We start from the raw sequence: 12566 nt of genomic DNA, 5'->3' as shown, positions 1-12566 counted from the left end.
CCGGTCTCCTCGATAACTGGTTCGCCGCGCAACTAGCCGTATTCTCAGCCGAAAAACAGCCCGATTAGTCGCCTGAAAGCGGAATTGGGTGGAATGTTAAGGGTCTATGAGTATGCTTGGCCGGTTACTTCAAGAGGTGGCGCGCACATGGCGTACGATGTTTTTCTTGTATCTGCGATCGAAGACCGGGACATGGCCAAGCTGGTCGCCCGCCGGTTGCGGTCGCTGAAGTTCAAGGTCTGGTTCGACCAGAAGCAGACCGACACGACCTTCGATGCCAAGGATGCCCGCAATGCCGGAAACTCCAAATACATGCTGGTCATGTGGTCCGAACATGCCGTGAAGAGCGACTGGGTGCGTGCTGCGGCGTCTGTCGGTCATTCCCGGCCGGGCATGCTGGCTCAGGTCAGCCTCGACAAGACCATCCCTTACGAGCCGTTCAAGAGCGACAAGCGATTCTCGATCGAGGGCATGACCTCCCGCAAGATGCCGGAAGGCTTCTACAAGGTGGTCGAGGAACTGGGCGCGCGTGACGGTCGCTCCGATCTGCGCCAGTGGATGGGCTTCGGCTCCAAGGATGAAGAGGCCCGCGAAGACTGGCTCGCCGCGCACCCCGATGACCCACTTGCCATCGATGCGAAGAAAAAGCGTGAGAAGGCGATGGGCATCAAGCCTGCGCCCGCCGCCGAAACGGCCAGCGCCGCCGCGCTGGCGAAGGCTTCAGTCAAGCCCGCCACGACGGCAACCTCGTCCGCCAGCCGTCCCGCCCGTCCCGTCGGCGAACCGGAAAAGCCGGACCTCGGCATGGGATGGGGGACGATCGCGGCGGTTGCTGCGGCCGTGTTCGCCATGTTCCTGCTCAGCTGGATCTTCCGGTCGCAGACCATCACCGCACCGGTTCAGGCGGCTGCGCCGGGCGTCGGCAATGCCTACACGCTGACCGAAGCCTGCCCGGCGGGCGAGGTTCCTGCCTCGCTGCTCCGCGTGCTGGAACCCGGTCCCATCGTCAATGACACGGACACGCCGGCACCGCAGGACTAGGTCAGGCAAAAACGGCAATCGTCTGGCGACCGATCATTACGGGGTCGCCGGACGTGTTCCACAAAGTCATGGCCTGGCTGTTGTAGCCATCCTTGGAGGCCTCCGCGACGTGCCGCGCGAGGAACCAGCCATCCTCGGTCCGGATGTCATCTGTGAGGAACTCGGCCATCCAGGTCATCGAACTGATGCGGGCAGGCTCGCTCAGCATGGCCATTGCAGCAGGAGGTGGCGCGTCGGCCAGCGCCAGCACGGACAGGGCATCCGGCGCCACCGAACCATCCTTGTGACGCATCCAGAGCGACATGTCGGCCTCCGCCGCGCCGGACATGGGCGGTTTTCCCTGGACGAGGCGCATGTTGAAGTTTCGCGTGAATGCCGGCCGTCGCGGCGAGTCGCCGAAGAACGACACGGTTTCCTCTGGTGCCGACACGGCCGGTGCGGGCAGGTGAGCGAAGTTCAGCCGCGACTCCCGATGGGTTCCGAACGCGAAAATGGCTTCCGCCGCGACGCCCGTTTCGCCCATCATGCGCACGCTGGTGAACACGGTGTTCTTGCCTTCGCGCAGCAGGGTGGCCGTGCACTCCACATCGCCGGACACCGGTCCGACAAACGCGATCTGCGCCGAGCGGATCGGGCGTCCGCCGGAGGTCGGCATGGCAGCCTTAAGGCAGAGGGCCGATGTCAGGCCGCCATAAGTGGTGCGCCCCTGCATCCAGGTTTCCGGGACATGAAACGCCATTGCGTGCGCGCCCGTCTGTCTGCCGCCTTGAATGAGCGTTTCGAAATCCATGGCCAACCTCCTTGCGATACTCTGCGCATACATACTCAGTTCCGGAATGGAACCAACTCGTGACGCGAGGTCACGCGACAATAAAAAGCGCCCCGGCCAGAGACCGGGGCGCTGGATGATCTCATTGGGTCAGCCTAGTGCTGGCTCTCCGGCGTGGTGACCTTCAGCCCGTCCAGCTCATCCGAAACGGTGATCTGGCAGGACAGGCGGGAATTGTCCTGAACGTTTTCAGCGAAGTCGAGCATGGATTTCTCCATCTCTTCCTGCTCGCCGACCTTGTCCATGAAGGCCGCGTCCACATAGACATGGCACGTGGCACAGGCGCAGGCGCCGCCGCAATCGGCATCAATTCCGGGAATGGAATTCTTGATCGCCGCTTCCATCACGGTTTCGCCATTCTGGGCCTCAACGACACGTTCCGTGCCTTCGTGGTCGATATAGGTAATTTTCGCCATTTGCGGGTTTCTCTCCTTCACGCTGCCACTGCGTTAGCGGCAATCTCTTTCATGGGTGTTGACGTGTCTGCAAGAATGTCGGCCGAGAGCTTCGCTCCCGCCATGATCAGCTTCTTGGAGGCCAGGAATTCGGGCGGGCTGTTGATCGCGTCCACCGCGATGAGCGTGCCGTTCTTGAGATAGAAGGCTGCGAATTTCCGGTCGTCAGGCGATCCGCGAACCACGATCTCGTCATGGCCTTCGCTCAGCCCGGCAATCTGCAATTTCAGGTCGTACTGGTCAGACCAGAACCACGGGCAATCCTCCACCGGTCGTGGCTTGCCGAGGATGGCCGCTGCGGCCAGCTTGCCCTGTTCGATGGCGTTGTGGACACTTTCCAGCCGGCCCGACCGGCCGAAATGCACGAGCGGGCGGCTGGCACAGTCCCCGGCTGCGAAGATGCGCGGATCGGACGTGCGGGCGTCACGGTCGACCAGAATACCATTCTTGCAGGCAATGCCCGCGTCCCGCGCCAGATCCTCATTCGGCAGGATGCCGATGCCGACCAGAACAATGTCCGCATCGATGCGTGTGCCGTCGCTGAGAATGGCACCGGTCACGGCGCCGTTTTCGCCTTCCAGGCGCGACAGGCTGGTTTCGGTGCGGATATCGACCCCCTGGCGGCGATGCTCCGTTTCGTAGAAGTCGCTCATCAGCGGGCTGGTCACGCGGGCGAGCACGCGCGGAGCCATTTCGAGCACCGTTGCCTTCAATCCCATCTGCTGGGCCACTGCCGCAGCTTCCAGCCCGATATATCCGGCACCGACAATCACAATGGAGCGATCGGCCACCATTTGGGGCCGGATGCGCTCGACATCGGCAAGGCTGCGCAGGGCATAGACATGATCCAGGTCCGCGCCCTCGGTCGGCAGGTCCCGCGGACGCGACCCGGTCGCCAGGATCAGGGCATCATAGTCCAGATGACCGCCATGCTCGATCTCGACGATCCGCCGGGTCCGGTCGATACTCGTGGCCCGGGTAGACAGGACCAAATCCACCTTGTTGTCCTCATACCAGGCAGCGGGCTTGAAATAGAGCCGCTCCTCGGCGAACTCGCCCTTCATGTACGCCTTGGACAGCGGCGGGCGCTGATAGGGCAGGGCGGCTTCTTCGCCCACAAGGGTCAGTTCGCCCGCATAGCCACCCATGCGCAGCGACTGGATGGCCTGGGCTGCGGCCTGTCCGCCGCCGATCACGACGATCTTCTGTGCGTCTGAAAGATCCAAGAGTCCGGGTCCCTGTCCTCGCCCTGCGTCAATTCGTGACGCTAGCGTCATTTTTTGCTGTTTACGGCAGTCTGCCTGCTCCTGCAAGGCATGTCACCACGCGTTTTGCCGCAATTTCGTCAGGAAACGATGGTGTGACTGCACCGTGTCCACTAAGCCTGACCCAATGACCTCCCTTTACCGACTCGATGATGAAACCCGCACACTGGCCTTTGGCGCAGCCATTGCGGCCCTGCTGGCGCCCGGCGATGTGCTGGCACTGCATGGCGGCCTGGGGGTCGGCAAGACCACGTTCGCGCGAGGGCTCATTCAGGCGCTGCTGCCGGATATCGGGGAGGTGCCCAGCCCGACCTACACGCTGGTGCAGGCCTATGAGGGGCCGGGCTTTCCGATCTGGCATTTTGACCTCTACCGGCTGGAATCGCCCGACGAGATGGAGGAAATCGGCTGGCAGGAAACGGCGGACGGTGTGGCGCTGGTGGAATGGCCGGACAAGGCCGGCCCGCATCTTCCCGCATGGCGGCTCGACCTGCTGTTCGGGTTCGAGGGAGACCACCGGACCGTAACGCTGGAACCTCATGGCGAAGACTGGCAAACACGTATCGATGCATTCCGATTCTGATCTTCGCGAACCGGTCATTTCTGCCTTTCTGGCCCGCCATGGCTGGGCTGATGCTGCGCGCCAGTCGCTCGGTCAGGACGCGTCGACACGGCGCTATATCCGGCTGACCCGGCCTGGCGGAGAGACCGCCCTCCTCATGGATGCGCCGCGGATCGAAGCGGACCCGTGTCCGCCCGACGCGGATGACGCGACCCGGAACGCCATGGGGTGGAACGCGCAGACACGGCTTGCGGCCTCGCGGGTCGATGCCTTCGTGCTGATCGCCAATCATCTGCGCGCCCTTGGCTTCGAAGCGCCCGAAATCCATGCGCACGATACCGCCCAGGGGCTCGCCCTGATCGAGGATTTCGGCGATGGACGGGAACTGGCGCGCGCGATCGAACGGACACCGGGCATCGAGGTGCCTGCCTACACGCTGGCGGCCGGCATGCTGGCCCGCCTGCACAAGGCGCCGGCCCCGGACAGCATCACGCATGCAGGCGAAACCTGGCCGATCCTCGAATTCGATCGGCTCGCCCTGGCCACGAATGCAGATCTCTATGCCGACTGGCTGCCCGTAGAGGCTGGTGGGGCCGCACTTTCCGGCGCGCGGCGTTCCCGGTGGGAGGCCGAGCGTGACGCCCTGATCGAACAGGCCATGTCCTTTCCGCGCGACTTCACGCTCAGGGACTATCATGCCGAGAACCTGCTCTGGCTGGGAGACAACCGGATTGCGCTGCTGGATTTCCAGGATGCCGTGCGCGGCTGGGACGCATGGGATATGGCCATGTTGACCCAGGATGCACGCCGTGAAGTGTCCCCGGCGGCCTCGGAGGCCGCGATACGGCACTATCTCGACGAAACCGGGAAAGAGCGTGATGCCTTCGAAGAACGTCTGGCGGTCATTGGCGCCCTGAATGCCCTGCGTATTGCCGGCGTCTTCTCACGGCTTCAGCATCGTGACGGCAAGGCGCGCTATGGCCTGTTCCAGCCGCGTCAGTTGAAACTCCTGGCGCGCAATCTGTCGCATCCGGCACTGGCGCCGATGGCGGCTTTCGTGCGGGAAACCACACCATTTGTGTTTGAGGATAGTTGATGGCGCATGATATTCCGCATACGGCGATGGTGCTTGCGGCGGGACTCGGCACGCGCATGCGGCCACTCACGGAGACGTGTCCGAAACCGCTGATCGAGGTCGGCGGCAAGCGCCTGATGGACCGGATGATCGATCCCCTGATCGAGGCTGGCGTGAAACGGATTGTGGTGAACGTGCACTGGCTGGCTGATCAGGTCGAGGCTCACATGGCCGGTGTTCAGGGGGCGGAGGTCATCGTGTCCGACGAGCGGGGGGAAGTGCTCGAAACGGGCGGAGCCCTTGCCAAGGCGGCGCCGCTGCTCGGCGACGATCCGGTCTTTGTCGTCAATACCGACGCGTTCTGGGGCCGGGGGGATTCTGCTCCCTTCCTGGCACTTGCGGATGCATTTGATCCGCAGCGCATGGATGAACTTCTCCTTCTGGCAGATACTCAGCGTAGTCTGGGGTATGGCGGGGCTGGCGATTTCCTTCGGGCCGACGATGGCCGTCTGACCCGGCGCGGTGACAATCCGGCCGCGCCCTGGGCTTATGCAGGGGTGCGCATCCTGCAACCACAGGCTTTCGCCGGACTTCCCGTGGAACGTTTCTCCGTCGCCTGGCGGATCTGGGGGCCGATGGTCGAGGCAGGACGCCTGCATGGTCTGCCGCTTGATGATTTCTGGCTGCATGTGGGGGATCCCGGCGCGCTGGATGATGCCGAAATGTGGTTGCGCTGCCATGGTGCCTGACCTGCCCCTGTTCGGTCCCCAATCGCCGAAGGTCTGGACCATCCCACCGGGCGAGAATTTCCTGAAATGCCTGGCCGAGGAATTGTCGCGCGCGGTCGGCCTGCCTCAGCATCCGGACGCATTGGCCGACGCCGTCATCTATGTGCCCAACCGGCGGTCTGCCCGGGAGCTGTCGGCGGCCCTGTATCTGGCGGCCGGGGAAACCCCCATCCTGTCGCCCGACATCCGTGCCATGGGCGATCTGGAGAGCGACGAAGCTCCGCCCGTCGCCGAATTTTCAATGACCGACCTGCCGCCCGCCCTGTCGCCGGCGCGCCGGCTCGGGACGCTGGCATCTCTGGTGCAGGCCTATTACCGGCAGACCTCCGGCATGGAGATCCCTCCTTCTTCCGCACTGGCGGCTGCAAACGAGTTGGCCCGGCTTCTGGATCAGGCGCATCTCAGTCCGGATGCGGACTGGTCCGGTCTGCCCGATCTTGCGCGGGATGCTGATCTGGCAGAGCATTGGTCGAACTCCGCCAAATTCCTCGAAATCGTTACCGAGGCCTGGCCGAAATGGTTGGAAGAACAAGGCGTGACGGATCCGTTGCAGCGCCGCTTCCAGGCGGCACAGGCCACGGCTTCTGCATGGCTTGCCAATCCGCCGGACGCGCCGGTGATCATCGCCGGCTCGACGGGGGCAACCCCGGCCGGACGGGAATTGATGAAGGCGGCCCGTCAATTGCCAAAGGGGTTGATCGTCCTGCCAGGTCTGGACCGTGCCGTCCCGGAGGACCAGCAACTCGCCATACGTTCCGAGGTTGGACACCCGCAGAACGCGCTTTTCCACACACTGGAGGCGTTGGGGATCACGCCGGACCAGGTTGTCGAATGGCCCGGCATCACGACCGGCCCCGCGCGGACAGCGCGCCGGCGCATGATTCTGGAGGCTCTCGCACCGGCAGACGCGACGGCCGATTGGCGCGACACGCTGGACCAGCTTGCCGCTGGCGCGGGTGCTGATGTGAAAACGTTTGCCGCTCAGGCTTTGGAGGGGCTGACCCTCCTCGAGGCGGCTGATGAGGCCACAGAGGCCAGCATGATTGCGCTGCTCATGCGCCAAACGCTTGAAACGGAGGGGCGATCGGCTGCCCTTGTCACGCCGGATGCCGGTCTGGCGCGGCGGGTGTCGTCGCAATTGCGGCGATGGAACGTCAGTGTGCCACCCTCTGCCGGGATTCCTGTCGGGCGGACGGCAGCTGGCAGCTTTGTAGGACTGTGCGCCAAATGGGCGGTCGACCCCGGTGATCCAATCTTGATTGCGTCGGTTCTGACACATGAACTGGCCGCCCCCCTTGAAGGTCTGGCGGATCTCGAAATCCACTTTCTGCGAGGGCCGCGCCGCTGGACATCCCTGACGGAATTGGTCGAGAGCATCCGAACTCGCCATACGATCGAGCCTTATCCTCAGTTCACGCCGGAAGATCAGACAGCGGCCATCGACTTGGTCGAGGGGCTTATCCGGCAGTTCGAAGCGGCGGACGCCGATCTCAGCGGTCAAGAGGCTGTGCCGGGAGCCGACGCGATCGAGCGCATCGCCGCGCTGGCAGAAGCGGTCAGCGAAACTCCGATGCCCTGGGCCGGAGAGGATGGCGCAGCCACCAGTCGCCTGCTGGAGTTCATCCGGGAGGTTTCGCAGTCTCTTGGCCCGATGCGGCCTGCCGCCTTGGCCGATCTGGTCAACGCTCAGGCGGCGCAGATGACCGTCAGCTTCGGGGAAGCGGAACATCCATCGCTTTCGATCTGGGGGCCGCTCGAAGCGCGTCTGCAGACGGCGGACCGCGTCATTCTGGCGGGATTGAACGAGGATGTCTGGCCAAAACGTCCGGCGCCGGACGCCTTCTTGCCCCGTCATTTCCGGGCACGGCTTGGTCTGGGGGACCCTGAAGAACGCATGGGGCTGGCTGCCCACGACTTTGCACAGCTGGCCTGCGCCCCGGATGTCACGCTAGTCTATTCTGCCCGGCGCAATGATGCCCCGGCTGTGGCATCACGTTGGGTCTGGCGTCTGAAGACATTGGCGGAAGGTGCACTCGAAGGCGACGCTGCCAAACACTTTGCGCCGGACGTCGTTGATCCGCTCGCCCTGGCCGAGGCCTTGAAGATCAGTAACATGAACGGCGCTCCGGCCGGCTTCAGTGCCGAGCCGACCCCATCGGCGAGACCGGAGGGCTGGCCATCGCGCCTGTCGGCGACACGGGTGGATCTGCTGCAACGCGATCCCTACGCGCTCTGGGCGGAGCAGGTGCTGGGCCTGTCGACACTTGATGCGCTCGGCGACGAACTTGGCCCGGCACCTCGGGGCACCGCAATTCACAAGGCGCTCGAATTGTTTGAAGAGGATGGCGGCGCAAAGACTGCCGAACGCCTGATGGAATTGCTGGCGCAGGAATTGCGCCGCGTTGGCGAGCCTGCCGACGCCTGGGCAGCGCGCGAGGCGGTCTGGGCCCGAACCGTGGACTGGTACCTCAACTGGCGCAGTCTGCGAGACACGTCCGGCGGCCGGTTGAAACAGGAAGTCCGGGGCAAGATCGAATACTCCATCGCAGGCCACCCCTTCACCCTGTCTGCCACGGCAGACCGGATCGAGCGCACCGCGACGGGCGATCTTGTCATCGTGGACTTCAAGACCGGCAATCCCCCAAAGGACAAGGAAGTCGCTACAGGCCTCAGCCAGCAAATGCCCTTGCAGGCGCTGATCGCGCAGAAAGGCGGCTATGACGGCGTGCCTGCGGCGCGGGTGGACCAACTCCACTATGTGGCCTTCAAGGCAAAGCCTGACGCGTTCAGCCTCGGCGGCAAGCACAATCTGCCGGTCGAGCCTGCCGAGATGGCCGATCTTGCCGAGAGCGGCCTGTTACGCCTGGTCGAGGCCTATCGTGATCCCTCGGCCCGCTTCCTGTCGGCGCCGCGTGTGAAATTCGTCAAATACGACAATGGGTACAATCTCCTGGCCCGGCGGGCCGAATGGGCTGGCGACACGGAAGACGGGGAGGGAGCAGATGGTTGATGTGAGCAATCCTGTCATCCCACCGGATACGGAAGAATACCGCCGGGCCAATCTTGCGCAGATCGTATCGGCAGACCCCGCCCGGCCGGTCTTCGTCATGGCCAATGCCGGAAGCGGCAAGACCAAGGTGCTGATCGACCGTGTGGCCCGGCTGCTCCTGCGGCGCGCCGACGGACGGCCCGGGGCCGCGCCCGATTCCATCCTGTGCATCACCTATACAAAGGCGGCCGCCAACGAGATGCTGTCGCGCCTGTTCCGCACGCTCGGCAAATGGTCGATCATGCGGGACGAGAAATTGCGGGAGGAATTGTCCCGTCTCGAGGGGCGCGCGCCGGACTCCTATGCAACCGACGATCTTCGTGCCGCGCGGGCGCTGTTCGCGCGCGCTCTGGAAACGCCCGGCGGTCTGCGGATCGAGACCATCCATGCCTTCTGTGCCCGCATCCTGCGACGCTTCCCGCTGGAAGCCGGAGTCCTGCCGGGATTTTCCGAGATCGAGGAAGACGAAGCCCAGGCGATTTGGGCGACGGTCCGGGCCGACGCGGTGCTGAAGGCGCGTCGGGACGCCCCGGATGCGCTGGCAGTCCTGGCGCTCGAAGGCGGACATGACGGCGCGGATGCCGCGCTCGACGCGATGCGCCATCGTGCCCATGCCTTCCTGGAATTCGCCGCGGCGAACGCCTATGAGCATGATCGGATGCGCGGGGCTCTCATCGAGGAACTCAATGCGCCGGAATCCGGTCCGGCTGACATCATTGAACAGGCCATGGGACCGGACATGCCGGAAGGCGCGCTGCGCGAAGCGCTGATCAGCCTGCGGGCATCCGGCAAGCGGGACGACACTCGCACGGCCAATGCGGTCGAAGCCGCGCTTCATGAAACCGATCCGGAGCGGCGCTGGGACTGCTACAAGGGGGCGTTCTTCGGCGCGCAGGGCAATCCGTACAAATCGCTTTTCAATGCCGAAGCGGGCAAGGATGCGAACGTCGTCGCCCTGTTCGGAACCAAGGACGAAATCGGGTCCGAGGTTCTGCGGGTCCACGATGTGTCGGCCCGCCTGAAGCTTGCCGCAGCGGTCGAACGCACCACGGCGCTGATCCAGGTCGGGTTGGGCGCCCTGATCGCCTATCAGGATGAAAAGCGCCGGCGCGGCGCGCTCGACTTTGACGACCTGATCCGCAAGACACGGGACCTGCTGACTCGGACCGGCATGTCAGACTGGGTGCTCTACAAGCTTGATGGCGGCATCAGTCACATCCTGCTGGACGAGGCCCAGGATACCAGCCCCGAACAATGGCAGTTGATCAATGCGCTGACCGAAGAGTTCTTCTCCGGCGAAGGGGTCGAACGCCAGCAGGATCCGCGCACCCTGTTCGTCGTGGGCGACCAGAAACAGTCCATCTATTCTTTCCAGGGCGCCGAACCCGCACAGCTGCGGGCGCAGGAACAGGCCTATATCGCCAGGGACGAATCCGTCCTCTCGCAGACGATGGAGATGTCGTTCCGCTCGTCGCCACAGATCCTCGATTTCGTCGACACGGTCTGGAACAGCGCGCCTCCGGTCAACATTGCCTCGGGCGACCAGCCTCCGCTGACAGCCGATGCGGTCAAGCATACTGCGCGCCGCGCAAACCAGCCCGGCCTGGTCGAGCTGTGGCCGGTCGACCCGCGCGATGAGGACGAGGATGCCGACGCCTGGTCGCGTCCGGTGAACGCGCTTCGGTCGAGTTCTCCGAAAGCGCAACTGGCTACGCGCCTGGCGAAACATCTTGCTGACAGGGTGAAACAGGGTGACACGGTCTGGGAAGAATTGCCCGACCGCAGCTGGCGTCGCCGTGCCATGCGTCCGGAGGATATCCTGATCCTGGTGCGCAGCCGCACCGGCGGCCTGTTCGAAGCGATGATCTCGGCGCTCAAGGCCGAAGGCTTGCCCGTAGCGGGGGCGGATCGCCTGAAACTGACGGACCATATCGCGGTACAGGATTGCCTCAACCTGATGCGGTTCGCGCTTCTGCCGGAACGGGACCTGACGCTGGCGGAAATCCTGCGGGGGCCGTTTGTTGGTCTGGTAGACGATGACCGGTATCTCTTTCCGCTCGCATCCGGACGCCGCAAGGGCGAAAGCCTCTGGTCGCGGGTCCAGGCAAGCCGCGATCCGGACGTGCGCGCCGCGGCGGCGTTCCTGTCGGGTCTGCGGGACAACCGCCACGCGCCGCCCTATGAGTTCCTGTCTGGCGTGCTGGATGTGCCCGGACCGGACGGCCTGACGGGTTGGGACAGGATCAATGCCCGGCTCGGAACGCCCGCGCATGATCCGGTCGAGGCGCTCCTGTCCCGCGCGCAGGGATTCGATGCGGCCGAGCCCTCTTCGCTGCAGGCCTTTGTCGCAGAGATGGAAGCCAGGCTTGTCGAGATCAAGCGGGACCTTGCCGCCCCCGAAGGCCAGGTGCGCGTGATGACCGTACACGGCGCCAAGGGTCTGCAGGCGCCGGTTGTCGTTCTGCCGGACATGAGCGCAGGCCCGAAGACCGTCTCGTCCACCATGTTTACCGTGAACAATGTGCCGGTCTGGTCACCGCGCAAGGATGCCGACGTACCGGAGACGGAACTCGAACGGGCTGTTGCCAATGCCAAGGCCGAAGAGGAGTTTCGGCGCCTGCTCTATGTAGCCCTGACCCGGGCCCAGGACCGGCTCATTCTGGCCGGTCACTGGCACGGTGCACGCCCACCCGGCTATCATGATCGCAGCTGGTATGCCCTCTGCGAAACCGCCATGAACCGTCTGGCCGTGGAGCCGGACGAGGACGGGATCCGCCGATTCGGTGATCTCCCGCCCAGACTTGTTGCGGCGGCGAGCGGATCGGCGGAGCCCGCTGGATTGCCCGACTGGGTCTTCCGGGCGCCAAACGAGCCGGCGAACCGGCGCCGCTTCGGGGCGCCGTCCAGCCTCCTGGACCGGAAAACCCCCGTGCTGGCACCCTTCAGCGAGGTCCGCCAGGAACGCCTTCGGCGCGGCCGCATCATTCATGCCCTGCTGGAATACCTCCCGGCCTTGCCACTGAATGCGCGTGAAGGCGCGGCCGACCGCTACCTGTCCCGCCTGCCGGATCTGGAGGACCCAGACCGGCAGGAGATGAAGGCGGCGGTCTTCGGCATTCTGGACGCACCGGACATGCAGCGCCTCTTCCAGGCCGGCGGCCGCGCGGAAGCTGCCATTGTCGGCTCAGCGCCGGAACTGCCGGACGGGCTGATCGTGAATGGCCGGGTCGACCGACTGGTGGTGACGCAGGACGAAGTCCTGATCGTGGATTTCAAGACCGACCAGCCCGCCCCGGACAGTCCGGAAGAGGTGGCAGACACCTATCGGGCCCAGATGGCGGCCTATTGGGCCGTGCTCCGCCGGGCCTATCCGGGCCGCACCGTGCGCACCGCCCTGTGCTGGACCGACGGGCCACGCCTCATGTTCCTGCCGGAGGATATGTTGTTAGAAGCCCTAAAGGGTGCGCAGAGGGTGGTTTGACTTCGCCCCAGAGTCCCTATG

Annotated in this window: 9 protein-coding genes; 6 read left to right on the top strand and 3 right to left on the bottom strand. The window is 64.5% G+C overall.

Annotation, left to right across the window (positions count from 1 at the left end; all coding sequences use genetic code 11):
* The first annotated feature begins 147 nt into the window (after positions 1-147).
* Complete coding sequence (locus HF955_RS17180) at positions 148-1041, top strand: toll/interleukin-1 receptor domain-containing protein (protein ID WP_291076850.1); 894 nt, start codon at positions 148-150, stop codon at positions 1039-1041.
* Between the two features lies 1 nt (position 1042).
* On the opposite strand, the gene HF955_RS17175 is transcribed toward HF955_RS17180, so the two are convergent.
* From HF955_RS17175 to HF955_RS17165, 3 genes are all read right to left on the bottom strand, one after another.
* A complete protein-coding gene (locus tag HF955_RS17175) occupies positions 1043-1831 on the bottom strand; it encodes a thioesterase family protein (protein ID WP_291076849.1) in 789 nt (262 codons plus the stop codon).
* A 134-nt stretch (positions 1832-1965) separates the two neighbouring features.
* Entirely contained in the window at positions 1966-2286 is a 321-nt protein-coding gene (locus tag HF955_RS17170) for a 2Fe-2S iron-sulfur cluster-binding protein (RefSeq protein ID WP_291076848.1), read from the bottom strand.
* A 17-nt stretch (positions 2287-2303) separates the two neighbouring features.
* Positions 2304-3551: an FAD-dependent oxidoreductase gene (locus HF955_RS17165; protein WP_291076847.1), complete on the bottom strand. Its 1248-nt coding sequence runs from the start codon at positions 3549-3551 to the stop codon at positions 2304-2306.
* 166 nt (positions 3552-3717) lie between these two features.
* On the opposite strand from HF955_RS17165, the gene tsaE reads away from it, so the two are divergent.
* Genes tsaE through addA form a run of 5 tightly spaced genes read left to right on the top strand, consistent with a single transcriptional unit; the run spans position 3718 to position 12545 of the window.
* Positions 3718-4173, top strand: a complete 456-nt coding sequence (tsaE, locus tag HF955_RS17160) for a tRNA (adenosine(37)-N6)-threonylcarbamoyltransferase complex ATPase subunit type 1 TsaE (RefSeq protein ID WP_291076846.1) — start codon at positions 3718-3720, stop codon at positions 4171-4173.
* Complete coding sequence (locus tag HF955_RS17155) at positions 4157-5248, top strand: phosphotransferase (protein ID WP_291076845.1); 1092 nt, start codon at positions 4157-4159, stop codon at positions 5246-5248. The genes tsaE and HF955_RS17155 overlap by 17 nt, the downstream gene beginning before the upstream one ends.
* On the top strand, positions 5248-5976 hold the full coding sequence (locus HF955_RS17150; RefSeq protein ID WP_291076844.1) for a nucleotidyltransferase family protein: 729 nt from the start codon (positions 5248-5250) through the stop codon (positions 5974-5976). Before HF955_RS17155 ends, HF955_RS17150 begins: the two co-directional genes overlap by 1 nt.
* A complete protein-coding gene (gene addB / locus HF955_RS17145; protein ID WP_291076843.1) occupies positions 5966-9025 on the top strand; it encodes a double-strand break repair protein AddB in 3060 nt (1019 codons plus the stop codon). The genes HF955_RS17150 and addB overlap by 11 nt, the downstream gene beginning before the upstream one ends.
* Positions 9018-12545 carry a double-strand break repair helicase AddA gene (gene addA / locus HF955_RS17140; protein WP_291076842.1) on the top strand — a complete coding sequence of 1176 codons (3528 nt, stop codon included), beginning with the start codon at positions 9018-9020 and terminating at the stop codon, positions 12543-12545. Before addB ends, addA begins: the two co-directional genes overlap by 8 nt.
* The last annotated feature ends 21 nt before the right edge of the window (positions 12546-12566 follow it).

This window comes from Hyphomonas sp., assembly GCF_017792385.1.
GTDB lineage: Bacteria > Pseudomonadota > Alphaproteobacteria > Caulobacterales > Hyphomonadaceae > Hyphomonas.
The sequence above is the reverse complement of the archived record's forward strand: the minus strand, read 5'-3'. Positions and strand labels throughout refer to the sequence as shown.